The organism is Actinoplanes sp. NPDC023801 (assembly GCF_040639655.1).
Taxonomy (GTDB): Bacteria; Actinomycetota; Actinomycetes; order Mycobacteriales; family Micromonosporaceae; genus Actinoplanes.
Genome location: NZ_JBFAAI010000006.1, coordinates 159,153 through 185,582, shown reverse-complemented (window position 1 = coordinate 185,582; position 26,430 = coordinate 159,153). Strand labels below are relative to the sequence as shown.

The window sequence follows — 26,430 nt, the reverse complement described above, 5'->3', positions numbered from 1 at the left end:
AGTGGACGAGGTCCGCAATCTGATCATCATCGGTTCCGGACCGTCGGGCTACACCGCGGCGCTGTACGCGGCCCGGGCCAACCTCAACCCGCTGGTGATCGAGGGCGTGAACTCCGGTGGCGCCCTGATGACCACCACCGAGGTGGAGAACTTCCCGGGACACCGGGACGGGATCATGGGCCCCGAGCTGATGGACAACATGCGGGCCCAGGCGGAGCGGTTCGGCGCGGAGTTCCTGACCGACGACGTCACCCGGGTCGAGCTGACCGACAAGCCGACCGAGGCCGGCACCGAGGGCCTCAAGACGGTCTGGGTCGGTGAGCAGCAGTTCTTCGCCCGCGCCGTGATCCTGGCGACCGGTTCCGCGTGGCGCCCGATCGGGGTTCCCGGCGAGCAGGAGCTGCTCGGCCACGGCGTGTCGTCGTGTGCCACCTGTGACGGCTTCTTCTTCCGCAACCAGCACATCGTCGTGGTCGGCGGTGGTGACTCGGCGATGGAGGAGGCGACGTTCCTCACCCGGTTCGCCGAGACCGTGACGATCGTGCACCGCCGCGACAGCTTCCGGGCCAGCAAGGTCATGCAGAAGCGGGCGCTGGACAACCCGAAGATCAAGGTCGAGTGGAACACCGTGGTCGAGGAGATCCTCGGCAGCGACGGCAAGGTCGTCGGTGTCCGCCTGCGTGACGTCAACTCGGGCGAGACCAAGGTTCTGGACGTCACCGGCGTGTTCGTGGCGATCGGCCACGACCCGCGCAGCGAGCTCTTCAAGGGGCAGATCGAGCTCGACGACGAGGGCTATGTGAAGGTGCAGTCGCCCAGCACCCGGACCAACGTCCCCGGCGTTTTCGCCGCCGGTGACCTGGTCGACCACACCTACCGGCAGGCCATCACCGCCTCCGGCACGGGCTGTGCCGCGGCGCTCGACGCCGAGCGCTTCATCGCTTCATTCGTAGAGCTGTAAGACCCGGGAGGTCCTCGTGGGAGCAACCAAGGTGGTCACCGACGCCACCTTCGCCAGTGACGTGCTGAAGTCCGGCAAGCCGGTGCTCGTCGACTTCTGGGCGGAGTGGTGCGTGCCTTGCAAGAAGGTCGATCCGCTGCTGGCCGAGATCGCGGCCGAGCTGGGTGACCAGGTGGAGATCGTCAAGGTCAACATCGAGGAGAACCCCGAGACCGCCATGGCGTACGGCGTGATGACGGTGCCGACCCTGACCATCTTCAAGGACGGCGAGCCGTTCAACTCGGTGACCGGCGCCAAACCGAAGAGTGCCCTGGTCAAGTTCATCGAGACGGCGCTGTAGAACCCCCGTCGTGAACGCCCCGCGCCCGCACTGGGCCGCGGGGCGTACTCTCCGGGAGGTTGTGTCCTTTCTCGCCCTAGGGAGTCGTGAGTGCGGTCCATCCGACGCGGAGACACCGGTGTGGCTGTTTCCGAGATCCGGTCGATCCTGGTCGGCCTGGAATTGCTCGCCGACGCCGACCCGGACGTCTTCGACGATGCGCTGGAAACCGCGGTCCGTGCCTTCCAGCAGGATCGTGGGCTCGGCGTCGACGGCATGGTCGGCGACGAGACCTGGGGTGCGCTGGACGCGGCCCGCTGGCGTCTCGGCTCCCGGTCGCTGTACCACTCGGTGCCCGACGCCCTCGTCGGCGAGGACGTCCGCGCTCTTCAGGAGAGACTTCTGGAGATGGGGTACGACACCGGCCGTCCCGACGCCGTCTACGGCGCCCGGACCGCCCGTGCGGTGGCCCAGTTCCAGCGCGAGATCGGTCTCGTCCAGGACGGCTCCTGCGGCCCGCAGACCATGAAGGCGCTGCGCCGGCTCGGCCGTAAGGTCGTCGGCGGCCGCCCGCAGTGGCTGCGCGAGGCCGAGGCGTTCCGCCAGTCCGGCCCCAACCTGGTCGGCAAGACCATCGTCATCGACCCGGGCCACGGCGGCGGTGATGACACCGGCGTGGTGGTGCCCGACGGCTCGCTCCGGTGGAACGAGGCCGATCTCGTCTTCGACCTGGCGTCCCGCCTCGAGGGCCGGCTCTCCGCGGCCGGCATGCGGGTGCACCTGACCCGTGGCCCGTCGCCGGCCGCACCGATGAGCGGCGCCGAACGGGCCGCTCTCGCCAACACCCTCGGCGCCGACCTGCTGATCTCGCTGCACCTGGACGGCCACTCCTCCACCGCGGCCGAAGGCGTGGCGACCTACCACTACGGCACCGGCAACGGGCTGAGCTCCACGGTCGGCGAGCGGCTGGCCGCCCTCGTACAGCGGGAGATCGTGGTCCGGACCGGCATGCACGACTGCCGGACCCATGCCAAGACCTGGGACCTGCTGCGTCTCACCCGGATGCCCACGGTCCGGGTCGACATCGGCTACCTGACCTCGCCGGTGGACCGGGTCCGCCTCATCGACCCGATGTCCCGGGAGCAGATCGTCGAGGCGCTGCTCGCCGCCGTGCAACGGATGTACTTCCCCGTCGAACGGGACGTCCCCACCGGCTCGATCGACGTCCGGCAGCTGCGGATGGCCCTCGCCGACAAGAGCTAGCGCTCTTTGTAGCGCTAGTTGTCGGCCGACCTGGTCGCGGTGACCGGGCGGACCGGGCGCAGCAGGGCTTCCGGGCTCATCGAGCCGAGCAGCTTCTCCAGCGCGTACTCGACGTCGGACTTCCAGGACAGGGCCGTCCGCAGCTCCAGCCGCAGCCGCGGGTAACGGGGGTGCGGGCGGACCGTCTTGAAGCCCACCGACAGGAAGAAGTCGACCGGGGCGATACAGGCCGACTGCTCGTCGTTGTCGTCCGGCTTGGCGTCGCCGAAAGCCTCCACAGCCTTCACACCGCGCTTGGTGAGGTCACGGGCGACACCCTGGACCAGCATCCGGCCCAAGCCGCCACCGGCGAAGGCGGGCACCACCGTGGCGGTGGTCAGCAGCGCGGCGTCGGCGCTCACCGGTGAGGTCGGGAATGCCATGCCACGGGGCACATAGGCGGGTGGCGCATACATCACGAAACCGGCCGGCATCCCGTCGACGTACACGAGCTTGCCGCACGAACCCCACTCCAGGAGCGTCTGCGAGACCCAGGCTTCCTTCTCCAGGCCCGGATCACCGGTGGCGCAGGCCCGCTCCGCGGAGACCGGGTCCAACTCCCAGTAGACACACTGCCGGCACGGCCGGGGCAGGTCCTCGAGCGTGTCGAGGGTGAGATTGACCAGGCGTCGCGACATGTGCCGACCCCTTGCAGTTCGAAGACGGAACACGGACCGGACGCCGCCGCGCCCCCGCCGAATCCTACGTTGTAACCACCATGAACGGGAGCAGGTCGGGCAAGAGCCCGGCGGGTCTAGGATCGGTAGCCGACGAACTGTTCTGAGAGAGGTGAGAGCCGCATGACCGGAACGACCCAGGACGATTACACCGATCGGTACGCGCGACGCGTACGCGGGATGACCACATCGGAGATCCGGGCCCTGTTCGCCGTCGCGAGCCGCCCCGAGGTGGTGTCACTGGCCGGCGGATCGCCCTACATCGCCGCGCTGCCGCTCGACGCGGTCGGTGAGATGCTCGGCGAGCTGGCCGCGCGGCAGGGTGCCACCAGCCTTCAGTACGGCATCGGCCAGGGCACCATCGAGCTACGCGAACAGATCTGCGAGGTGATGAGCCTGTCCGGCATCACCGACGCCTCCCCCGACGACGTGGTGGTGACCGTCGGCGGACAGCAGGCCCTCGACCTCATTGCACGCCTCTTCCTGGACCCGGGTGACGTGGTACTCGCCGAGGGGCCGACTTACGTCGGCGCACTCGGCGTCTTCCAGGCCGCCCAGGCACAGGTCCGGCACGTGGCAATGGACGCCGAGGGCCTGATCCCGGCAGCACTCGAGGAAGCCATCGAGGCGACCGCCAGGGCCGGCCGCAGAGCCAAGTTCCTGTACACGATCCCCACCTTCCAGAACCCCGCCGGTGTCACCCTGTCGGAGGAGCGCCGCGAGCAGATCCTCGACATCTGCGAGCGCGCAGGCCTGCTCGTGGTCGAGGACGACCCGTACGGCCTGCTCTCCTTCGAGGGCGACGCACCGCAGCCGCTGCGCGCCCGCCGCCGGACCGGCGTCTTCTACTGCTCCACCTTCTCCAAGACGTTCGCGCCCGGACTGCGCGTCGGCTGGGTTCTCACGCCGCACGCCGTACGCGAGAAGCTGGTCATGATGAGCGAGGCCAACGTGCTCTGCCCGAGTGCGTTCGCCCAGGGAGCCGTCACGCAGTACCTGACGACCATGCCGTGGCGCGAACAGATCAAGGTCTACCGCGAGATCTACCGGGAACGCCGGGACACCCTCCTCGGCGCGCTCGAGACTCTCATGCCGGCCGGCACCACCTGGACCCGCCCGACCGGCGGCCTCTTCGTCTGGTTGACCCTGCCGGAGGGCCTCGACTCGAAGGCGATGATGCCGAGGGCCATCGCCGCCCGGGTCGCCTACGTGCCCGGCACCGGCTTCTACGCCGACGGCACGGGCCGCGGCAACATCCGGCTCAACTTCAGCTTCGCCGCGCCCGACCGGCTCCGTGAGGGCGTCCGGCGCCTCTCCGGCGTCATGCAGCAGGACCTGGCCATGCGCGCCGTGTTCGGCGGCGCCGGCCTCCAGCCGGGCCATCAACGGCGTCGGGGCCCGGCCACCGCGGACGCTCCTGGTCCCGACTTGGCATGATCACCACCATGGGTACGCGTGACGAAGTGCGAGTTCTGATCCTGGCCGGCGGGCTGTCCTACGAACGGGACGTGTCCCTGCGTTCCGGCCGGCGGGTGCTCGACGCGCTGCGGTCCACCGGCCTGACCGCCGAAATGCACGACGCCGACGTGTCCCTGCTGCCCGCGCTGCAGGCCGACCCGCCCGACGCCGTCGTGATCGCCCTGCACGGCGCCACCGGCGAGGACGGGTCCCTGCGCGGCGTGCTCGACCTGTGCGGGGTGCCCTACGTCGGCGCCGATGCGCGCGCGGCCCGGCTCGCCTGGGACAAACCGTCCGCCAAGTCGATGCTGCGCGAGGCAGGCATCCCCACCCCCGACTGGGTGGCGCTGCCCCACGACCGGTTCTCCGAGCTGGGCGCGGTCGCGGTCCTCGACCGGATCGTCGAACGGCTCGGACTGCCTCTCATGATCAAACCGGCACAGGGCGGTTCCGGACTGGGCGCCGCCGTCGTACGGGACGCCGCCGACCTGCCGGCCGCGATGGTGGGCTGCTTCGCGTACGACTCGACCGCGCTCGTCGAGCAGTACGTGACCGGCACCAACGTGGCCGTCTCGATCGTCGACACCGGCAACGGTCCCGAGGCACTGCCGATAGTGGAGATCGTGCCGCGGGACGGGGTCTACGACTACGCGGCCCGTTACACGGCCGGACTCACCACATGGCACGTACCGGCACGCCTCACACCGGCAGTCGCGGACCGGGTGTCGGAGGCGGCGCTGACGGCCTACAAAGCCCTCGGTCTGCGAGACCTCTCCCGCATCGACGTGATCGTCACGGACGACGGGGAGCCGCACGTTCTCGGCTGCAACGTGTCGCCCGGACTCACCGAGACGTCACTGCTGCCGCTGGCGGTACAGGCGGCAGGCGCCGACCTCGGGACGGTGCTGGGTGCGCTGGTGTCGCGTGCGGTGGCTCGGCAGATGTCCTGACGGTTCACAGGTTTCGGTACGCGGAAAGGCCCGGCGGCTTCGCCGGGCCTTTTTGTTTCCTGGTTCCGCTTGCTCGTGTTCGGCTCGCCTGTCTGCGTCGTGTCCGTCCGTGGTTGCCTGCCCGCTGACCTGATTCCCTCCGCGGGCGGGCCGGTCCCGACTTCCTGCGGCGCCTGTCTTTCTTCTCTTTCGCTGTTTCGGCAGAAGGCCCGTCCCAAGTCTCTGGCAGCGCCCAGTCTTCTCGGTGGGCGCAACGGGTTGCTTTCCCGTCCCGGTGCCCAGTGGTTTCCTTCCCGTAGACGTCCGTACTGGCTCTCTACGCAGCGCCGGGTCCCATCTCATTCCGTCAGCGCCCTGCCCTGCCGCTTTCCGCCGGCGGCCAGTCCTACCCTTTTCCCGGCGGTCCGGTCCTACCGCTTTCGCCAGCGCCGCGTGTTACCTGTTCCCGTCGGCGCCCGACGTACCTCTTCCTGACGGCGCCCGACCTGCCTCTTCCCGATCGCGCTCGACCTAGCTTTTCCGACCGCGCCCGGCCTACCTCTTCGCTGGCGGTCCGGTCCTACCTCTTGCCATCGACCCGTCCTGCTTTCCGTTGGCGCCTCGCCCTACCTTCTTGCTGGGTGGCCTTGGGCTGCCTCTTTCCGTCGACGCCTCGGCCTGACTTTGTTGGCCGGCGCCGTACTACACCTCTTTCATCTGCGTCCGTCCTGGCTCTTTGCCAGCGCCCGCCCGGTCTCTTGGCCAGCGCCCGCCCGGTCTCTTTGCCAGCGCCCGTCCTGCCTCTTTCGCCAGCGCTCCGACTCGCCTGCCGCCGAGGCCCGTCCTAACACGTCGTGTTCTACCGACGCTGGTCCGAGTTTGACTCTGACTTTGTTCCAAACGCTCAGCCGGTCACACGGGTCTCAGCTTGCCTCGCGTCCTCTGGGCCCGTTTGCAGCATCGACCCGATATCCGCCGGCGGCGCAGCTGTCCGTAGCCGGATGTTCCCATGGCGGTGACTTGGTGCCCTGTTCGGCACAGGCCTGGCTACGACCTTGCTGCCATGTTCCGCATAGGGCCTGACTGCGTTCTCGGCTGCCCGGTTCTGCACAACTCCGGCTTCGTTCTACGCCTCGGCCGCCTCAACGTCGCCCAGCGTCGATGGACGACGGCCGCCGTCACTCTCGATGTCCATACTGGTCGGAACGTTGATGGTGGCCGGCGACTCCCATTGGATATGAGCCGGCTCAGTGTTGGCCGTGCCCCCGAAGTCAGCAAGCCAGGCGGCGACGAGCGATAGGTTCTCCCGCCACTGCGACTCCGGAACCACCGGCAGGATGTCGTCCCACAGCGACAGGAAGGTCCCGCGCAACTGCAGCCGGCCATAGGGCCGGGCCAGGAACCACATGTGCAGGTGCGCCGAGCCGTCGCCCCAACGATTCACGTGAACCCGGGCCACGCCGTCAAGCGACCGGATGGCCCGCTCGAGCCGAACCGTCATGACACCGAGCTCGGCGGCCAGCAGGTTGGGAAGGTCCCCCAGGTCGAGGTGTGAACGACACTCAAGGATGAGGACCATCGGCAGACCGGTCGGCCGGTCCATGGCCCGTACCCGCCACCGTTCATTGACCCAGATGTAGGAGTCGTCCGGCGTACCGCAAGCCACGCAGTCCGAGGCGTCCTCCCCGCTCCGCGGCGGTTCCACCTCCACCGGCGGAGCGAGCTTCTTGACCCGCATGTCCCCCTCGAAGGGAAACGAGGGCCAGCGAGTGAAGTCGGGCAGAGGGGCGGTGTTCTCAGACACGACGTGACCTTAGCCCAGCCCACTTGCACCTGTCCCGGGTCAATTTCGCACGACGGAGGGACCTCTTCATGTTGACCAGCATGAAAATGAGGCCTTCCGCACACGCGCCCCAAAGTTATCCACAGGAGTTATCCACAGGCACTCCCGTTTCACGTGAAACACGACGTAGAACGCTTGTGCACCCTGTGGATAGAGCAGTGGATGACCCCTACAACATCGGCGTCGTTTCACGTGAAACAGCGACAACCTCAGAATCAACAGCCGCAACACACAGGTTGTGGATAGTGGCCCCCACGCATGTCTGTCATCGGAGAACGACGTTAGACCACACCCCCGTAGCAACGAACCTGGAGCCGAGCCGGCAACCCCCAAGCCGTAGGCGACCTCCACGCCGATCGAAGTCGCCACGCCTCCAGCGATCGACGCAGTACCTACCAAGGAGCGGGGGAAGCCAAGACACCCATGAACGCCAGCCGGCGGCCGTCGTCCTCACAGCGAGCCGAAGGCACTCGCGCCTAAGGAGTCCGGACTGTCGGCTCGGTCGCGGAACAACCGCACTCCTTCAGAAGAGCGCGAGGTGCCAGCTTGCTTGGAGAGAGTCGGAGCTGGTCTCTCGCCCGGTCCCGCCCGCAAGGTAAAACGCCTCCGCTGCAGCGTCAGCCATTGCTCATTTCTTCGGCACTCCATGGTTTAGCAACTCCTGGTTCGGCACTCCGGCCCCCTTGGCGCCCGTCAGCAGTGCCATGGCCACCTTCACCTTCATGAGAAGAAGATTCACACCTCAACGGTGAGCGGGCCCCCTACTGCTCATCAGGATTGTTGCTGGCTCCGCCAGCCAAACCCCCGCACGGGCTAGGTGCTCTTCTCAGCGACCGCACCGACCAGCCCCGGCCCGCAGTCTCCGGCGCGGTTCCGTCCTCGCTGCTGGCATCGGCCACCTACTACGGACCACCAGGTCTCAAAGGCTTCCATCGCCGCAGCTTCACGTCTGATCGCTATCCCCGCATGACGCCCCAGTCCGCGAAGCACAAGCCCTCTCGCCCTCTCGCCCTCTCGCCCTCTCGCCCTCTCGCCCTCTCGCCCTCTCGCCCTCTCGCCCTCTCGCCCTCTCGCCCTCTCGCCCTCTCGCCAAAGTGTTGATCAGCATTTCGTCGCCGGCTCTATTCCAACTGGCTTGGTGTTCCCCGGCGTGGGACCGGGCACTGCCAGAGCCTGAGGGACGTCCGCGCGTTATGGCGCCTGCCCGTAGAGCCATACGCCTCCGCCTTCGACGCCACCAAGGCCCTTCATCGGGGCCGGTCTCAACGCGATCCCCACAGCATGGTTCGGCCTAGCGAACCGCTGCTGTCAGCAATAGCGCCTAGACGACGGGCCAGCCTTTAGCGTGTATCGGAAAGGCTCTACTCAGACCAGTTCGCCAGCCCGGGCTGTACGAGCTGGAGGCAACGTCTGGGCCTACGCGATCTTGCCGCAACTTCGGTGACGTAGTGCTGGATGGTCGAAATCCAGATTGGCCGCTGTTCCTTAATACGTTCCGGAGACCGTTGACATCGACTGCTCAAACATCAGGCGTAGAGCTGCCGGGCTCATTGGGCAGTGCCACAGAGCGGAGCCCACTTCAAACGCGGCCGCAGCCAACGACGCAAAAGGAGTCGTGCCCACCACGATGAATCCGAACAGGTCGGCTGGGCTGGTGTCCGGCCCACGGTTCACGCCCTCAGTGGCCGAATGCTGTCGACTAGCCAGCCTCTAGCCCCTCGGCGTGGGAAATGGCGCACCGTCCGGCGCACCGTCCGGCGCACCGTCCGGCGCACCGTCCAAGCCAAGCAGCCCACCCGTCACACGTCGACCCATAGCTCTATAGCTCTGTTGTTCCGTGCCCGAATACCTGGCGCCTTCTCGAGAGCCTTCGCCAATCAATCCGACTCGTTGAAGCTACGCACGACGACAGAGGTGTGGAGTGCGGCCAGTCCTCGGCATCGCTTCAACCCTGCCATGGCCGCGCAGCAGGTCTCGACCTTAGAAGATCGGGCTCAATCCACGCCGTTGCGCTGAGCTAGAGATCATCGCCATGCCCCCCTTTCAGTGCGTCGGCGACTAATCGCAGCTCTCTACCTGCCGGGCTCAACGTCACGCAGAAGCCGCTCTCATCTCATATCGCCGACCACTTCGCCCGGAACCTCACTCCGCGGAGGGAGCCCACGTGCGCCGTCCTTTGACCCGTTCGGATGGAGACACGCATGCCCGGTGCCCGTTTCACGTGAAACGGGCACCGGGCACCGGGCACCGGGCACCGGGCACCGGGCACCGGGCACCGGGCACCGGGCACCGGGCACCGGGCACCGGGCACTCAACTTCAAGGAGCATGTTTCGTTTCACGTGAAACGGAACGACGTACCTCGAGAGAAGTACCAGCGGCTGACTAAACCGCCAGCCACGCCCGGCCGGACACTCCCGCGCAAGAAAAGCAACGCGGTACCTGCTCGCCCACGGACCCCGCGCTTCGCGGTCGCGGCTGGAGAAGAGCGCGGCACGAATACTTCGAGACTTGCCCTGCGGATTCCCATCGGCCACCGATTGAAAGCCGTATGAGTAATCGGACGAGGCAAGTCCGCTCGGCCCCCGGCTGCGGTGCTCGGTGCTCAGTGGTCACTGTTCGGTCCAAAGACCTTGGGACTCTTGCTGTGCGTGCTGCTCTACCGTCGGCCCTCAGGCGCACCTTGTCACATGTCTACCCATTGCAGTGCAGGACGGTCCGGCTTGTTCCGCGACCATAGGTTCGCGTCACCTGCGTCGCCTTTGCGCTCGCCCTAGGTCGGCTGTGGAATCGCCCGCCACGATGCGAGCCCTCCAACCAGCCCCAAAAGCCTCCCGTCCTAGGGACCCCGCAACCGCCCGTCCAAGGCGCCCCGGGGTTTCACGTGAAACGTCGCCGGGCAAACGCCTTGTCCGACAGGCCACGTCTGCGCCTCGGCGTCATGTCCGTCCTCCGTATACACCGTAGACACCACATCCCCGCTCGGAAGAAATGCCTGGATCTGATGCAGTCCCATCAGCTCATGATCTGTTTTCCCATCGCGAGCACTCCAAGCGCGTGCCCTTCACCGTTTGTTCAAGTTCAGCTGGATCCGACTGCGGTATGAGCGAGGGCCATAAGGACCACCGCGAGCCCTACTACGCGAAACCGTCAGGCCGCGCGTCCAGCCACAGCTGGGCCTCCGAGGTAGGCTCCGCCGCTACTAGCGACGGACAGATCAGCCACCTTGGCAGCTACAAGGACGTAGACAGGCGGTCGGCAAGCCTCCGGCGGAACACTCACGGAGCCGCAAGTATCGCCACCTTGCCGACGTAGGAGATCGAGCTCTCAACGTCCCCTGACCGCCTTGGCCGCGGCAGCATCGCACCATCCCGCTGGAGCAAACCAACCGCTAGCGATGGTGAGCGTTCCGGCGACCGCACACGGGCTGAGACCCCCTCGGCATACGGACCGGGGAGAGGCATGTACTGGGCCCTCATCACAGCACATAGGTTCGCCTTCACTCCAGACCAGGATTTGTCATCAACAGTCGTCGGCTGCTCCGCTTCCCTTCGGACTCTCCAGCCCCATCGAAGTAGCGATCAAACCTACGTCGGTCCGACGCGTAGGCCCCGAACAGTGCCACTAAGAGCCGGCAATAGGCGACCGCGGCGTATGGCTCGGCAAGGCTGGAACAACTGGCCACCGAAATCCGCCTAGGGACGGACCGATCTACCGACTGAGCGCTCACCGGGCTGGCAGAGCAGAGGCTGGTTCCCCCTGCCAATGCGGAGCAACGTCGACGGCCTGTGGGCTAATCAATCGTATGCGGACCAACTATCACCAGCAGTTTCATGCGTCCTGCAAGGCGCCCAAGGGTCTGCGCTCCAAGTGGATGGGTGCGGCGGTCGGCCTCCCACAGCGTCATCTTCAAGACCAGCGTGGCGTTCCTTTCCAGTTTCGGCCTGTCGCGTGTTTCACGTGAAACGAGGCATGTACCCCGTCGAAGTCCGCACGTTTTAGCCAGGCATATTCAACGCAGTCCGACATGGCTGAGCTTGACGAGACGTAGCAGCAGGATCGGCGAGGTGGCAGCCGGCCCCAAGACACGGCTACGCCTTCTCATGTCGAGCCGCGCTTTTCAGGGCGCCGTGCTCATCAGCCGACAGGAGCCCGAGCCATCAGTCGACAGGCCCGAGCCATCAGTCGACAGGCCCGAGCCATCAGTCGACAGAAGCCGGCTCATCAGCCGACAGAGGCCGCGCCCGTCAGCCGACACTTCTCAACAGTGCCTTATCGGATGCTGCCTGGAGTGGACAAGCAGGCTGACTCGACGCCACGCACAGCTTGGTCGTGCTGACGTGCATCTCCTCTTGTCGGCAGCAAGCCAGCAAGAGGAGCAAGGCGCAGAGGGATCAGCCGACAAACTCGCCGAGCGCCAGAGGCGAATCTGCCCGCACCTCGAAGCGAGGCCGTTGATGCCTTGCCATAAGCGACGCAAACGCGACTGGATGATCGCGAACGCCAGGCGAGCCGCACGGGAAAGACAGACCTGAACCGACCCGCAAGCATCACGTCTGCCCATGCCTCGAATTGAAAACGCCCGCAGGGGCGCCTGATGCGCATCGATGCGATCCCCAACTTCGGTGCCCGAGTCACCGGGTTACCAAGCCGGCGATCGGCAGCCAGGTCATCCCAAGAAGAGGCAGACCGATATGACGAAGACTTCTCGCAAATATTCGAAGCGGCCAGCCTACGAGATTCCGCCCCTCGCCGGAGCTAGCAGAAGCTTCGACCGCGGCCTTCGGTGAAGGTGAGCGAGCAGGATCACCATCAAACGGCGACTGACGTCAACACATACGAACGGCCTCAGAGCGTTCCAAGGCTGGCTCACAGCTTGTCAGCGTTCGCTCGAACCAGAACTCACGTTCTGTCAGAACGATTCTCCTGGGATTTTGACCAAGGCGTAGGAGCGAGAACGCGACGATCAAAACGCGAGTTTTGCCCTCTTCGCGAAGTCAATCCTCGCCAGAGCAGCAATACGAAGGAAGCCGACCGGAAAAGTCGCCAGGCATGAGGCGAAGACCGTCACCGACACGACGTACGCGATCGGCGCCGCCCGCCGAGCCATCGCGGTAGCTTGCGCAGCACCGCAAGGACAGCACGGATCCAAAGACTAGAGAAGGGACCGAAGCGCACCGACTACCCATGGCACTCCGGACACGGATGAGCAAGAAGACACAGGTGCACGAGAAATCGGCCAAACAGAAAGGCGCGTGAGGGGTCACGCGCCTTCAGGACCGTCAGCGAGGGATCACTCTTGCGGCTCGGCCCCGTCACGAACCGAGCCCTCTTCCTCCACGCCGATCATGCTGACGATCCTTTCCAGGTCGTCAACCGTCGCGAACTCTATCGTGATCTTGCCCTTGTTCCGGCCGATGTCGACCTTGACCCGGGTGTCGAACCGGTCGGACAGCCGCTCGGCCAGATCGTTGAGCGCGGGCGCATGCACCTTCGCCCGCCGGGCCGGCGCCGTCTTCTTGGCGATGGTGTCCTCGGAGGCGGCCAGGTGCACGATCTCCTCGGTGGCCCGCACCGACAGTCCTTCGCGAACGATCCGTTCGGCGAGGGCGTCCTGGGCGGCGCTGTTGTCGAGGCCGAGCAGTGCTCGGGCGTGGCCGGCCGACAGGATTCCGGCGGCGACCCGTCGCTGCACCGCAGCGGGCAGGTTCATGAGTCTTATCGTGTTGGAGATCTGCGGCCGGCTGCGGCCGATCCGCCGCGCCAACTCCTCGTGCGTGGCTCCGAACTCTTCGAGTAGCTGCTGGTAGGCGGCCGCCTCTTCGAGCGGGTTGAGGTTGGCCCGATGGATGTTCTCGAGCAGCGCGTCCCGGAGCATCGCGTCGTCCGGGGTGTCCCGGACGATGGCCGGGATCGTCTCTCTGCCGACAGCTTGGGCGGCCCGCCAGCGGCGCTCACCCATGACGAGCTCGTACCGGCCGTCGCCGAGTTCCCGAACCACGATGGGCTGGAGGAAACCGACTTCCTGGATGGAGGTCTTGAGTTCTTCCAGTGCCTCTTCGTCGAAGACGTGCCGGGGCTGTTTGGCGTTCGGCTCGATCGCTGACACGGGCAGTTCGGCGAACCGCGCCCCGGGCACCGGCGCAAGTTCCTCGTCCTCCGGCGAAGAGGACGACGGCTGCGGTGCAGACGAGGAGGACGCCGCCGTATCAGGCGCGTCGGATACCGGCGTGGTGACCGGTTGCTGGACCGGCACCGCCGACGCCGGCTCGGCGAGTGGCTCGGGCAGCACCTCGACAGCGGGAGCCGCCGACTCACCAGCGGGTGCCGTCGGGATCAGTGCGCCCAGGCCGCGGCCCAGGCCACCCCGCCGGTTCTTCATGCCGTGCCTCCCGTGTTGACACCACGCACTGCGAGTTCCAGGGCCGCCTCGAAGTAGCTGGTGGCTCCTCGTGAACCCGGATCGTAGGTCATCACCGACTGGCCGTAGCTGGGAGCCTCCGATACACGCACGTTTCGGGGGATCACCGCGTTCAGCACCTTCGCGCCGAAGTGGTTCCGGACATCCTGTTCCACCGCATCTGCCAGTCGCGTACGCCGGTCGTACATCGTCAGCAAGATCGTAGATACATCGAGGGTGGGGTTGAGGTGCTGACGCACCAAGTTGATGTTGTTGATCAGCTGATTGAGACCTTCCAGGGCGTAGTACTCGCACTGGATCGGGATCAGCACCTCCTGTGCCGCGCACAGAGCGTTGACGGTCAGCAGGCCGAGAGAAGGCGGGCAGTCGATGAAGACGTAGTCGAACTTCTCGGGGTGACCGGCGATGGCCCGGGCCAGCCGGGACTCGCGGGCGACCACCGACACGAGCTCGATCTCGGCGCCGGCCAGGTCGATGGTGGCCGGCACACAGAACAGGTTCGGGATGCCTTCCACCTGCTGGGCGACCTCGGCCAAGGGCACGTTGTCGATCAGGCAGTCGTAGACGTCGGGTACACCCGCATGGTGGGGCACATTCAGACCGGTGGAGGCGTTCCCCTGCGGGTCCAGGTCAACCACCAGCACACGGTTACCGTGAAGCGCCAACGCCACAGCGAGGTTGACCGTCGTGGTCGTCTTCCCGACGCCGCCCTTCTGGTTGGCGACGCAAATCACCCGGGGGTGGTCTGGGCGCGGCATGATGATCTCGCCGCTCGGGTTGAGGATCTGCACAGCTCGCAACGCTTCCATAGCAAGGGGCGGATCGTCCTCATCCGGCGCGGGCGTTTCACGTGAAACATGCTCGGGGGACTGAACGGGGACCCCAGAAGTAGGAGCACCGGAGGCCGGAGCCGCAGCCATCGACCCCACGCCGGGCATCGGCGCACCGTACTCATACGCCGGTGGGGAGTTGTACCCGCCCGCCGTCCGGGGCTGCGGAACGTTTTGATCGCCAGCGTGCAGCCCGCCCACGCTCATTCCCGACGGCCCGTCGAGAGGCGACTCGGTTTCACGTGAAACACCGTACTCATGCACCGCTTCATCCCTGATGGTTAGGAAGGGGTTGGCCGGCAGAACGTGCGCTCCGGCTGGGAGATCCGGTCCACACTATCGACATCCGGCCAGCCTACGGGTGTCGGGCATGTGTCGCCATGGTCGTCCGTCCGACGAAGCGAGCACAACACCGCTCCATCGTCTTCCAACGACGCCGCAAAGACCATGACGCCGGGCACAACCATCCGCCAGAGAACAGGCACGACGGCAGACAAGCCCGAAAACCTGGCGATCGTACGGTCTAAGCCCTCCCACAACCGCACAGCACCACCCTGACCGCCCCGGTCGGCCCGCTGAAAGCGCCGTTGACGCCCCTGACGCAACGTTTACTCCCGCGGGTCAGGCCGGACCGATACCAGCGGCACGCAAGCACTGAAGGCCTTCCGAGGCCTTGTGGATCAGCCTCGGCGACCGCGGCCACCGCGGCGGCCACCACCCGCGCGAGTCGATCCGGACGAGGACGACGATGAGGACCGCTGCCGCCCAGGAATCACGTGCCGTTCCTTGACGATCTCCACCACGGTGGTGGGCGGCTCGATCAACCCGTTCCCGCAGAGCCGGACGACCGGCTCGGCACCGCCGAGCGCAGCGATGGCCGCGGCGCTCTGCGCGATCTCCTCGGCTGCCGAGGATCCCTTCATCGCCAGCAGCCGTCCACCGACTGCCGCCAGCGGCAGGCACCAGCCGGCCAGCTTGTCGAGCGCAGCCACCGCCCGAGCGGTGACCACGTCTGCACCCGGAAGCGTCCCGACGACTTCCTCAGCCCGCCCGCGGACAACCGTGACGTTGTCCAGTCCGAGCACGTCGACCGCCTCGTCGAGGAAGGCGGTACGCCGGGCGAGTGGTTCGACCAGCGTGACATCGAGGTCCGGCCGGGCCACCGCGAGTACCAGTCCGGGCAGACCGGCGCCGGATCCGACGTCCATGACGGAAACACCCGCCGGGATCATCTCGGCCATGACGCCGCAGTTGACCAGGTGGCGTTCCCAGAGCCGCGGGGTCTCGCGGGGCCCGATGAGCCCGCGCACGACACCTTCGGTGGCGAGCAGTTCGGCATAGCGGCGGGCCAGTGACAGCCGGTCCCCGAAGACGGAGCCGGCGGCGGCCGGAGGCGCGCCGAGTTCCTGCAGGGCAGTGGATGGGGCGGGGAAAGACGACGGCCCGGGCGTCGTGTCGCCCGGGCCGGTGTCACCCGCGCCGTAGCGGGTCTCCGTCACGATCAGTCCGCCACCCGCACCACGATGCGCCGACTGGGCTCGACGCCTTCGGACTCGCTCTGCACGCCCGGGATCGCGTTGACCACGTCGTGCACGCATTTGCGCTCGAACGCCGACATCGGCTCGAGCCGGACCGGTTCGCCGTGCTCCTTGACCTTCTCGACGGCGTTACGGGCGACAGCGCCGAGTTCCTTGCGCCGGGCCGCCCGGTAGCCGCCGATGTCGAGCAGCAGGCGGCTGGGCGATCCGGTGGCCCGGAAGATCGCGAGGCGGGTGAGTTCCTGCAGCGCCTCGAGGGTCGCGCCCCGCTGGCCGACCAGCGGCTGGAGACGGCCGCCGACGACCTCGACCATCGGGCGGCCGGCCGAGACGAGCTCGTCGATGTCGCCGTCGTAGTCGAGGATGTCCAGCAGACCCTCGACGTAGTCCGCGGCGATCTCACTCTGCCGGAACAGGTCGCTGTCCGAGGCGACGCTCTCCGACTTCTTGGCCTCGTCGGCGCCGGCCGGCTCGGCAGCGGTGGCTTGCTCTGACGAGTCGGCGGAAGGGGGAGTGCTGGTGTCGGTCACGGTCTCATCTCCGTTGTCATTCGGCCGGACCGAAATCGGTCCGCGTTTTCCCGCGCGGTGAAACGCGGGGAGGTCTCTGATCCCTGGGAGAGCGCTCGGGACGCGGTACGGGCCCCGAGCCGCGATCATCCCTTGGGTTTGTTCGCCGGCCGGGCGCCCTTCTTGGGATTCACCGGTTTGGCACCCGGCTTGGGTGCGAGCGCCTTGGTGTCGACCACCGGACTCACGACCGGCTCGGGCTGGCTCTTGCGGCCGAACAGGCCACCGGTGCGGGCCGGCTCAATCGGGCTTTTCAGGCCGGCCGGGCCCTTGGTGCCGGGCGCGGGGCGGGTACCGGTGCCGGGCTTGTTGGCCATCTGCGGCGGCGGGAACTTGCGCAGCACCCACTGCTGCTGAGCCAGGGTGAACAGGTTGTTCGTGACCCAGTAGATGACGACACCGATCGGGAACAGAGCGCCGGAGAACAGCAGGGTGAACGGGATGCCGTAGAGCATCAGCCGCTGAATCATGAGCTGCTGCGGGTCCTCGGCCCAGCCGGTCTTCAGAATCATCTGGCGCTGGGTGAGGAACGTGGTGGCCATCATGACGAGCACCAGGACGGCGGCCAGGATCTTGACGGTGGTGCCGTCGGCGCCGAGCGCGGCCAGCTCGCTCGCCGAGGAGCCGAACTTGGCGCTGATCGGGGCGTTGAACAGCTGGGCCACGGCCGCGCTGTTGAACTGGTCGAGCGGCCATCCGTACAGCTGCTTGTTGGTGTCGGAGATGGTCGGGTCCAGGTGCTGCAGCACGTGGAAGAGGCCGAAGAAGACCGGGATCTGGAGGAACATCGGAAGGCAACCCATCAGCGGGTTCGCCTTCTCCACCCGGTAGAGCTCCATCATTTCTTTCTGGAGCGTCTCGCGGTCACCCTTGTGCTTCTCCTGGAGCGCCTTGACCTTGGGCTGCAGCGCCTGCATCGCGCGCTGGCTCTTGATCTGCTTGACGAACACCGGGAAGAGGATGACGCGCAGCGTCACCACCAGGAAGAAGATGGCGAGGATCCAGGCCCAGTTGGTGCCGAGGATGCGACCGTCCGGTACGCCGATCGCGTCCCACAGGGAATGCCAGCGCAGAAGGATCCACGAGATGGCGTAGTAGATCGGGTCGAGACTCAATCTAAGCTCCAGTCACATCGGCAGGACGGTGACGGATCGGCTCAGGCACCGGGTCATACCCGCCAGGGTGGAAGGGATGGCATTTTAAGAGCCGCCAGATCGCCAGGCGCGTACCCCGGAGAGCACCGTGCTGTGCCAGGGCTTCCTGGGCATAGGCACTGCACGAGGGGTAGAAGCGACAGCGTGCCGGCAGCGCCGGACTCAAGTATCGACGGTACGCGACGACCAGAGCCGTCAGGAGCCGGGCGGCCAGGCTCATCGCGGCCGCCGTGGCCGACGGGCGGAAGCCAGCGCGCCCTCCAGGTCGGCGCCGAGAATGGCGTAGGTGGCGTCGGCCGCGGGAGGTAGTGCGCGGACAACCAGGGACGCGCCCGCGGGAAGTTCGGTCAGCAGCGGCCGGACGAGGTGCCGGAGGCGCCGCTCGACCCGGTTGCGGACGACCGCGTTGCCCACCGCCTTGGACACGACGAAGCCGGCGCGCGCCGTGGAGGCGAACGCCGGCTCGTCGACAAGCAGGTGGACGACCAGGGTTCCGCGGCCGGCTCTGCGGCCACCGCGAATCGCTGCGGCGAAGTCCGCGCTACGCCGCAGTCGTTGCGCTGCGGCCAGCACGACTACCTGGGCATTCCGACCGGGCTAGCGGTCGGCTCAGGCCGACAGCTCGCCGCGGCCCTTAGCCCGGCGGGCAGACAGGATGGCACGGCCGGCACGGGTGCGCATGCGCAGCCGGAAGCCGTGGGTCTTGGCACGCCGGCGGTTGTTCGGCTGGTAAGTGCGCTTGCTCACGTCAAAACTCCGTCTTCGTACTACGACTCTGGGGGCATCTTCCGCTGCAAGACGCCACTTTATCAGAGCGCGGCGGAGCAACCGCCCAACCCTACGCAGGCCCCCTTGGACGGTCAACCATATCCTGGTCCGGCACGCCGACATGGGCGAGCACCCCGGGTCCACCGGGTCCTTCCGTGCACAAAGTGAATCTTTTCTTGGCTCTGACCGGGGGATGGCCCGGACGGCGGTTGTAGTCCCCCTGTTGCCGCTGTTAGCGTGCGCGGTTGCTGGTCTCACCGGCCGTTCGCACACCGCGGGGCGGCGGCCAAAACCGGACAAGCAGGTGGATCGTTCGCCACGGTGAGCCTGTTTACCGCCCGCGCCACGACAGGCTCCGGTAAATCTGCCGACCATCCGGCCGGGAGCGGCCACCGGCACCGACACAGGTTGTGGATAACCTGTGGATAGCCGGTGGCGCCGCGCGTGTTCAGCACGTTAACTGTGCTGGGTCGGGGGGAGCCGTCCGGTCGCCCGCACGGGCGCCGGAAGGCACAGGCGAAAGGCCGGACAAGGCCCACCGGGGGTCGGTGGCGATGGGGGTGGCGCGGCGGTGGCCGATCAGGTCGACCTGGGCACGTTGTGGCGTGACACGTTGGACGAGTTGTCCGACGAGATCGCGTCACGGCAGCAGCGCGCCTATCTTCAGTTCACGCGCCTGCGGGCGATCGTGGAAGACACCGCACTCCTATCAGTTCCGGACACGTACACCCGGGACATCATTGAGTCCCGGTTGCGCCCGGCGATCACCGAGGCACTGACCAAGCGGCTCAGCCGGCCCATACAGGTCGCCGTCACGGTCCGCCCTCCGGAGGACGGTTCGGGGATGCCGGGCACCGTCTACGGCACGCCTGCCGAGCAGGCTTCGCCGATCGTCGAGGCCCAGCCACGGCACTACGCCGATCCCGGGCCCTACCAGCCGGAGCTGCCGGGTTACTCCGGCCCCCAGCGGATGCCCGACCCGCCGTACCAGCAGGCGGCCTTCGGCCCGGCCGAGCACACGCCCGAGCCCTACCCGACCGGGTCCGCCCAGCACTCGGCACCGCAGGCGCCGTACGCCCGTGGGGTGCCTTCGGCGCGCGACGGCCAGGAGGCGCTCTTCGCCGACCCGCTGCCGCAGCAGATGCCGCCACCCGCGGCCAACCGCTCCACGGCCGCGCGCCCCGGCGAGAAGGACGCGCCGAACGACGCGGTGGCCCATCGGATGGCGGCCGACGCCGCACAGCTGCGGGAGAACCAGCGTCACCGGGACGACCGCCCGATGCAGATGCCGGACCGCCGCGACGACGTGCCCGTCCGCGCGGGCGACAACGGTCCCGGCCGGCCGCCGCTCGACCTGCGAGGTCCCGGCGCCTCGCCGCGGCCCGGCGGGCAGGACGGCAACCGGCTCAACCCGAAGTACATGTTCGAGACGTTCGTCATCGGCTCGTCCAACCGGTTTGCGCACGCCGCGGCCGTGGCGGTCGCCGAGTCGCCCGCGAAGGCGTACAACCCGCTGTTCATCTACGGCAGCTCCGGGCTGGGCAAGACGCACCTCCTGCACGCGATCGGGCACTACGCCACCACCCTGGGTCACGCGCGGTCGGTGCGCTACGTGTCGACCGAGGAGTTCACCAACGATTTCATCAACAGCCTGCGCGACGACAAGACGCAGGCGTTCCAGCGGCGCTACCGCGACGTCGACATCCTGCTGATCGACGACATCCAGTTCCTGGAGAACCGCGAGCGTACGCAGGAGGAGTTCTTCCACACCTTCAACACGCTCCACAACGCGAACAAGCAGATCGTGATCAGCTCCGACCGCTCGCCACGGCAGCTGGCCACCCTCGAGGACCGGATGCGGACCCGGTTCGAGTGGGGTCTGCTCGCCGACATCCAGCCGCCCGACCTGGAGACGCGTATCGCGATTCTGCAGAAGAAGGCCGCGCAGGAACGCATGTATGCCCCCGACGACGTGCTGGAGTTCATCGCGTCGCGGGTCTCCAACTCGATCCGCGAGCTCGAGGGCGCCCTCATCCGGGTGACCGCGTTCGCCAGCCTCACCCGTTCCCCGGTTCAGCTCTCGCTGGCCGAGGAGGTGCTGCGCGACTTCATGCCGGACGGCGCCGGCCCGGAGATCACCGCCGACCAGATCATGGTGTCGACCGCCGACTACTTCGGCGTCTCGCTGGAGGACCTGCGCGGCCATTCGCGCAGCCGTGTGCTGGTCAACGCCCGCCAGGTCGCCATGTACCTCTGCCGCGAGCTCACCGATCTCTCGCTGCCCCGGATCGGCCAGGCCTTCGGCGGCCGCGACCACACCACGGTCATGCACGCCGACCGCAAGATCCGGCAGCACATGGCGGAGCGCCGGTCGCTCTACAACCAGATCGCCGAGCTGACCAACCGGATCAAACAGAACACCTGAGTCGTACGCCCGGAACGGCCCGCAACCACACCACGAGGTTCCGGCCTCGCGTCTTCGGCGTGGCTGCGCGGTACCGCGCGTCCCTCGCCGCCGGGCTGCAGCCCACTCACTGATGGCAACTGCGGGATCCGATCCACGCCGCGGCGCCTCCACCGCCTTCGGTTCATCACGTGGGGCGTCCTCGGCACCTCGATTCCACCGGCGGCCGGAGGACCCGTCCCCGGCGCGGCAACTCGGCGCAACAGCGGGCCGACGACCATGGGCGACGTGCTCGGGCGCGACCTGCTCGCCGTCCGGTGTCCGTACCCGATGAGCCCTCGACCGCAGCGGACCCTCGGTCGCTCCTTCGGCTGGTGACGAATTTCGGCGGATCCGTGCTGTGGAGAACCGGGACCAGCAGCCTTCCGCGCCGACATGTCCGTCGTCCACAGCGACGTGGCACGCAGGGACGACCTTCGACGTCCGCAGGGCGGATCCGGCGCTTTCCACAGGTCAACCACGATCGGGTGACCCCGTCCTGAGCTGGTCTTTCGCAGCATTTCAGGAGTTGTCCACCGGTTCTGCACGGGGTTGTCCACAGCTTGTCCCCAGATCATCCGCCGAACGGCCTTCCATCGACATCGTTCACTGCCAAAGATCGAGGGTCCTTAAAGGCCTTTTGTCAACGCCGCGACGTGACAGTTTCGTGCCAACGTTGTCCACACTCGTCCACAGGCGTCCACAGGCTCTATCCCCAGACGGTGGAAAACGCCTGACACCTATCTCCACAGATGTGGACCAACCCTGGGGATATCGATGTGGACAGTCACGGAGAGCAACAAAAGATCTCACAGGCTGTGGACGCCTGTGGATTACCTGTTGAAGGTTCTGGGGACGACGCGTCGGTAGCGTTCCTGCGTAATCCACAGCGCAGGGGATAAAACCAGTGGATAACCGGTGGATAGCCTGTGGGCAACGGTGGACAACCATCGCGACGGCGGGTGCCTGTGGATGCAGACCCCTGGTTATACCCCGGTTGCCCACATGTGAATCACCGGTGGATAACCCTGTCACCAGCGCAAACGCGGGTTCTCCACAGTTTGCACAGGACCGATGAAGACGACTAGTTATCTCTTCTAAGAGAACAAAAACCAATCATCAGCGTTGTGGAAGGTGTGGATGCTCGGCTTCCGGCTCGACCGGGGTCGGGGAAGCTGGGCATCGGAAGCAAGGCTTGGCGTCCCGCACTCCTGGTGGTGTAAGAAGCCGGACCAGGGCCGGGCAACCGCCGGTACGGCCGGAGCCATAGAGTTCAGGGGGGTCCATGCCCCTGTATGAGGACGCATCGCGGAGGACAGCATGAAGTTCCGGGTGGAGCGAGACGCGCTCGCCGACGCCGTGGCGTGGACAGCCAAGAGCCTGCCCAGCCGGCCTTCGGTGCCGGTGCTGGCCGGCGTCCTGCTCCGGGTCACCGACAGCCGCTTGCAGGTGTCGGGCTTCGACTACGAGGTCTCCAGCCAGGTGACGGTGGAGGTGCAGGCCGACGCGGACGGCGCCGCCCTGGTCTCCGGCCGCCTGCTCGCCGAGATCACCAAGGCGCTCCCGGGCAAGCCGGTCGACATCGCCGCGGTCGGTGCGCATCTCGAGCTGGTCTGCGGCAGCGCCCGTTTCACCCTGCCGACGATGCCGGTGGAGGACTATCCGAGCCTCCCGGAGATGCCGTCCAGCGCGGGCACGATCGACGCGGCCACGTTCGCCTCAGCGGTTTCCCAGGTGGCGATCGCCGCAGGTCGGGACGAGACCCTGCCGATGATGACCGGTGTGCGGCTGGAACTGAACGGCTCGACCATGGCGCTGCTGGCCACCGACCGGTACCGCCTCGCCATGCGTGAGATCGAGTGGACCCCGGACGACCCGGAGATCAGCCTGAACGCGCTGGTCCCGGCCAAGACGCTGAACGACACCGCGAAGGCACTGGGCCCGATCGGCGGCTCGGTGACACTCGCTCTGGCGCAGGGCAGTGCCGGCGAGGGCATGATCGGTTTCGCCGGTGGCGCCCGCCGCACCACGAGCCGCCTGCTCGACGGCGCCAACTACCCGCCGGTGCGTTCGCTGTTCCCGGCCGCCCACAACGCCGAGGCGCGTGTTGCCGTGTCGGCGCTGGTCGAGGTGGTTCGTCGCGTTGCGCTGGTCGCCGAGCGGACCACTCCGGTGCTGTTGAGCTTCAGCGAGGACGGCCTGGTGGTCGAGGCGGGTGGCACCGAGGAGGCCCGCGCCAGCGAGGCGATGGAGGCCGAGTTCACCGGTGAGCCGCTGACGATCGGCTTCAACCCGCAGTACCTGATCGACGGTCTGCAGAACCTGGGCGCACCGACCGCGTTGCTCTCGTTCGTCGATGCGTTCAAGCCCGCTGTGATCTCCCCCGCTGGCGAAAGTGGCGAAATCATCCCGGGTTACCGCTATCTGATCATGCCGATCCGGGTCACTCGCTGATACTGAGCTTTGAACCAATCGCTCATCTAGGGAGATCACCATGCAACTCGGCCTGATCGGTCTCGGCCGCATGGGTGGCAACATGCGGGAACGACTGCGTGCAGCGGGGCACGAAGTAGTCGGATTCGACCAGAACCTGGAAGTAAGCGACGCTGCCAGCCTCGCTGAGCTGGCCGAGAAACTGGCCGCGCCGCGGGTCGTCTGGACCATGGTGCCGTCCGGCAAGATCACCGAGGACACCATCAACCAGCTCGCCGAGGTCCTCGAGCCCGGCGACATCATCATCGACGGTGGCAACTCCAAGTTCACCGACGACGCCCCGCGGGCCGAGCGGCTGAAGGTCAAGGGCATCCACTACCTGGACGTCGGCGTCTCCGGCGGTGTGTGGGGCATCAAGAACGGCTATGCGCTGATGGTCGGTGGCGAGGCCGACAAGGTCGAGCACTGCAAGCCGATCTTCGAGGCGCTCAAGCCCGCCGGGGAGTTCGGCTTCGCGCACGCCGGCACCCACGGTGCCGGCCACTACGCGAAGATGGTGCACAACGGCATCGAGTACGGCCTGATGCACGCGTACGCCGAGGGCTACGAGATCCTCAAGGCGTCGGAGTACATCCACGACGTGCCCGCCGTGATCAAGAGCTGGCGCGAGGGCAGCGTCGTCAAGTCGTGGCTGCTCGACCTGCTCGACCGGGCTCTCGACGAGGACCCGGAGCTGGAGGCGCTGAAGGGTTACGCCGACGACACCGGTGAGGGCCGCTGGACGGTCGACGAGGCCGTGCGTCTCGCGGTTCCGGCGCATGTCATCGCCGCGTCGCTGTTCGCGCGTTTCCAGTCCCGCCAGGACGACTCGCCGGCCATGAAGGCCGTCGCCGCACTGCGCCAGCAGTTCGGCGGCCACGCCGTCAAGCGCTGATCCATGCACGTACGCCGGGTCGAGCTCACCGACTTCCGCTCCTACGAGCGGGTAGCGGTCGATCTCGACCCCGGCGTGTCCGTGCTCGTCGGCCAGAACGGCATGGGCAAGACCAACCTCATCGAGGCGCTCGGGTACGTGTCCGCTCTGGACAGTCATCGGGTGGCCACCGATGCGCCACTGGTCCGGGCCGGGGCCGCGTCGGCGGTGATCCGTTGCGCGATCGTCCACGAGGGACGCGAGTTGCTGGTCGAGCTGGAGATCGTGCCGGGCCGGGCGAACCGGGCCCGCCTCAACCGGTCGCCGGTGCGCCGGCCGCGCGAGGTGCTCGGCGCGCTGCGGATGGTGCTGTTCGCCCCCGAGGATCTGGAGCTCGTGCGCGGTGATCCGTCCGAGCGCCGCCGCTACCTCGACGACCTGCTGGTGGCCCGGCAGCCCCGGTACGCGGGGGTGCGCGCCGACTACGACCGGGTGGTGAAGCAGCGCAACGCCCTGTTGCGCAACGCCTACCTGAACCGCAAGGTGGGCGGCACCCGCGGCCAGGACCTGTCGACGCTGGCGGTCTGGGACCAGCACCTGGCCCACCACGGCGCCGAGCTGCTGGCCGGCCGGCTGGAGTTGTCCGCCGCGCTGGCCCCGCACCTGACGAAGGCGTACGACGCGGTGGCTCCCGGCCGGGGAGCGGCGGCGATCGCCTACGCGTCCCGGCTGGGTGAGGCACTGCCGGTGGACCGGCCCGCCCTGGAGGCGGCGATCCTGGACCGGTTGCACGAGCGCCGGCCGGTGGAGATCGAGCGGGGTATGACCCTGGTCGGCCCGCACCGTGACGATCTCGCGCTGAGCCTGGGCGACCTGCCGGTGAAGGGCTATGCGAGCCACGGGGAGAGCTGGTCGTTCGCGCTGGCGCTGCGGCTGGCCGCCTACGACCTGCTGCGCTCCGACGGCATCGAGCCGGTGCTGGTGCTCGACGACGTGTTCGCCGAGCTGGACACGCAGCGGCGGGAACGACTGGCGGCCCTGGTGTCCGACGCGGCACAGTTGCTCGTGACGTGCGCGGTTCCGGAGGACGTGCCGGCGAGCCTGCATGGTGCGCGCTTCGACGTCGTGACGGGATCGGTGAGCCGTGTTTCCTGAGTCCGGACGTGACCAGGCGCCAGAGCCCCCTCAGAGGCTTGCTGAGGCTCTCGGGGATCTCTGGGCGGGGGTCGATGAGGACCGCGAGTTGCGGGGCTCCTCACGGGGCGCTGAGCCGGTTGCGCCTTCCACGGGTGGGCCGGGCGCCGGCCGTACGCCCGCAATTGATCCTCCACAGCCTGTGGACAAGGAAGGCCTGGCCGGGCCGGACCTGGCTCGTGCCGTGCTCGACGCCGCTCTGGCACGCCGCCGTGAGGCGGCCCGGACGCCGCGCCGCACCGGGTCGGGCAGGGGCAGTGGGAAGCGCCTGCGCGGCTATTCGGGTCCCGGCCCGGACCCGCGCGACCCGCAGCTTTTCGGGGCGATGCTGGAACGGCTGGTGAAGGCGCGCGGCTGGGAGAAGCCGAAGGCCGAGGCGACCGTGTTCGGCGCCTGGGAGCGGGTGGTCGGGCCGGACATCGCCGGGCACAGCCGCCCGGTGCGCCTGGAGGCCGGGGTGCTCACCGTCGAGGCCGAGTCCACCGCCTGGGCCACCCAGCTGCGGATGCTGGCGGCCACGCTGCTCCGCAAGATCGCCGGCGAGGTGGGCAACAACGTGGTCACCCGGCTCAACATCCATGGGCCGGCCGCGCCGTCCTGGAGCCGTGGGCCCCGGCGGGTGCAGGGCCGCGGACCGCGGGACACCTACGGCTGAAACCTTTCCGGCCCGGTGTGCGTCT

At 67.5% G+C, this 26,430-nt stretch carries 18 protein-coding genes and 2 pseudogenes; 10 read left to right on the top strand and 10 right to left on the bottom strand.

Features of this window, described 5'->3' with window-relative positions:
* The first annotated feature begins 1 nt into the window (after position 1).
* The 3 genes from trxB (at position 2) to AB0G04_RS14520 (ending at position 2,543) form a co-directional block, all read left to right on the top strand.
* Entirely contained in the window at positions 2 to 961 is a 960-nt protein-coding gene (gene trxB, locus AB0G04_RS14530; protein WP_360982027.1) for a thioredoxin-disulfide reductase, read from the top strand.
* Positions 962 to 977: 16 nt separating this feature from the next.
* A complete protein-coding gene (gene trxA, locus AB0G04_RS14525; protein ID WP_360982025.1) occupies positions 978 to 1,301 on the top strand; it encodes a thioredoxin in 324 nt (107 codons plus the stop codon).
* A gap of 90 nt (positions 1,302 to 1,391) precedes the next feature.
* The gene (locus AB0G04_RS14520) at positions 1,392 to 2,543 is read left to right on the top strand and encodes an N-acetylmuramoyl-L-alanine amidase (RefSeq protein WP_360982023.1); all 1,152 of its coding nucleotides are present in this window, start codon (positions 1,392 to 1,394) and stop codon (positions 2,541 to 2,543) included.
* A gap of 14 nt (positions 2,544 to 2,557) precedes the next feature.
* Here the strand turns inward: AB0G04_RS14520 and AB0G04_RS14515 are convergent, their stop codons facing one another.
* Positions 2,558 to 3,220, bottom strand: coding sequence for a GNAT family N-acetyltransferase (locus tag AB0G04_RS14515; RefSeq protein ID WP_360982021.1), 663 nt, complete (start codon positions 3,218 to 3,220; stop codon positions 2,558 to 2,560).
* 162 nt (positions 3,221 to 3,382) lie between these two features.
* On the opposite strand from AB0G04_RS14515, the gene AB0G04_RS14510 reads away from it, so the two are divergent.
* Both AB0G04_RS14510 and AB0G04_RS14505 read left to right on the top strand, forming a co-directional pair.
* Positions 3,383 to 4,696 (top strand): PLP-dependent aminotransferase family protein, encoded by a 1,314-nt coding sequence (locus tag AB0G04_RS14510; protein WP_360982019.1) that lies wholly within the window; start codon positions 3,383 to 3,385, stop codon positions 4,694 to 4,696.
* Positions 4,693 to 5,667, top strand: a complete 975-nt coding sequence (locus AB0G04_RS14505; RefSeq protein WP_360982017.1) for a D-alanine--D-alanine ligase — start codon at positions 4,693 to 4,695, stop codon at positions 5,665 to 5,667. Before AB0G04_RS14510 ends, AB0G04_RS14505 begins: the two co-directional genes overlap by 4 nt.
* Positions 5,668 to 6,859: 1,192 nt before the next feature.
* On the opposite strand, the pseudogene AB0G04_RS14500 reads toward AB0G04_RS14505, so the two are convergent.
* The 9 genes and pseudogenes from AB0G04_RS14500 to rpmH all read right to left on the bottom strand — a co-directional run.
* Positions 6,860 to 7,429, bottom strand: a pseudogene (locus AB0G04_RS14500) (hypothetical protein); the annotation flags it as partial.
* 5,351 nt (positions 7,430 to 12,780) lie between these two features.
* Complete coding sequence (locus tag AB0G04_RS14495; protein ID WP_360982015.1) at positions 12,781 to 13,869, bottom strand: ParB/RepB/Spo0J family partition protein; 1,089 nt, start codon at positions 13,867 to 13,869, stop codon at positions 12,781 to 12,783.
* Positions 13,866 to 14,768, bottom strand: a pseudogene (locus tag AB0G04_RS14490) (ParA family protein); the annotation flags it as partial. The gene AB0G04_RS14495 and the pseudogene AB0G04_RS14490, both read right to left, overlap by 4 nt.
* Positions 14,769 to 15,418: 650 nt before the next feature.
* A complete protein-coding gene (gene rsmG / locus AB0G04_RS14485; RefSeq protein ID WP_360982301.1) occupies positions 15,419 to 16,150 on the bottom strand; it encodes a 16S rRNA (guanine(527)-N(7))-methyltransferase RsmG in 732 nt (243 codons plus the stop codon).
* Positions 16,151 to 16,239: 89 nt separating this feature from the next.
* Positions 16,240 to 16,806: a R3H domain-containing nucleic acid-binding protein gene (locus AB0G04_RS14480; RefSeq protein ID WP_360982013.1), complete on the bottom strand. Its 567-nt coding sequence runs from the start codon at positions 16,804 to 16,806 to the stop codon at positions 16,240 to 16,242.
* A gap of 125 nt (positions 16,807 to 16,931) precedes the next feature.
* The gene (yidC, locus tag AB0G04_RS14475; protein WP_360982009.1) at positions 16,932 to 17,960 is read right to left on the bottom strand and encodes a membrane protein insertase YidC; all 1,029 of its coding nucleotides are present in this window, start codon (positions 17,958 to 17,960) and stop codon (positions 16,932 to 16,934) included.
* Position 17,961: 1 nt separating this feature from the next.
* Positions 17,962 to 18,219: a membrane protein insertion efficiency factor YidD gene (yidD, locus tag AB0G04_RS14470; protein ID WP_360982007.1), complete on the bottom strand. Its 258-nt coding sequence runs from the start codon at positions 18,217 to 18,219 to the stop codon at positions 17,962 to 17,964.
* Complete coding sequence (rnpA, locus tag AB0G04_RS14465) at positions 18,216 to 18,572, bottom strand: ribonuclease P protein component (protein ID WP_360982005.1); 357 nt, start codon at positions 18,570 to 18,572, stop codon at positions 18,216 to 18,218. Before rnpA ends, yidD begins: the two co-directional genes overlap by 4 nt.
* A gap of 36 nt (positions 18,573 to 18,608) precedes the next feature.
* Complete coding sequence (gene rpmH, locus AB0G04_RS14460) at positions 18,609 to 18,746, bottom strand: 50S ribosomal protein L34 (RefSeq protein WP_093620811.1); 138 nt, start codon at positions 18,744 to 18,746, stop codon at positions 18,609 to 18,611.
* Between the two features lie 592 nt (positions 18,747 to 19,338).
* On the opposite strand from rpmH, the gene dnaA reads away from it, so the two are divergent.
* The 5 genes from dnaA (at position 19,339) to AB0G04_RS14435 (ending at position 26,405) form a co-directional block, all read left to right on the top strand.
* Positions 19,339 to 21,192: a chromosomal replication initiator protein DnaA gene (gene dnaA / locus AB0G04_RS14455; RefSeq protein WP_360982003.1), complete on the top strand. Its 1,854-nt coding sequence runs from the start codon at positions 19,339 to 19,341 to the stop codon at positions 21,190 to 21,192.
* Positions 21,193 to 22,530: 1,338 nt separating this feature from the next.
* Positions 22,531 to 23,664 carry a DNA polymerase III subunit beta gene (gene dnaN / locus AB0G04_RS14450; RefSeq protein WP_360982001.1) on the top strand — a complete coding sequence of 378 codons (1,134 nt, stop codon included), beginning with the start codon at positions 22,531 to 22,533 and terminating at the stop codon, positions 23,662 to 23,664.
* A 40-nt stretch (positions 23,665 to 23,704) separates the two neighbouring features.
* Positions 23,705 to 24,577 (top strand): phosphogluconate dehydrogenase (NAD(+)-dependent, decarboxylating), encoded by an 873-nt coding sequence (gene gnd, locus AB0G04_RS14445; RefSeq protein WP_106327863.1) that lies wholly within the window; start codon positions 23,705 to 23,707, stop codon positions 24,575 to 24,577.
* A 3-nt stretch (positions 24,578 to 24,580) separates the two neighbouring features.
* Positions 24,581 to 25,711: a DNA replication/repair protein RecF gene (recF, locus tag AB0G04_RS14440; RefSeq protein WP_360981999.1), complete on the top strand. Its 1,131-nt coding sequence runs from the start codon at positions 24,581 to 24,583 to the stop codon at positions 25,709 to 25,711.
* Positions 25,712 to 25,892: 181 nt separating this feature from the next.
* The gene (locus AB0G04_RS14435; protein ID WP_360981997.1) at positions 25,893 to 26,405 is read left to right on the top strand and encodes a DciA family protein; all 513 of its coding nucleotides are present in this window, start codon (positions 25,893 to 25,895) and stop codon (positions 26,403 to 26,405) included.
* Positions 26,406 to 26,430 lie beyond the last annotated feature (25 nt).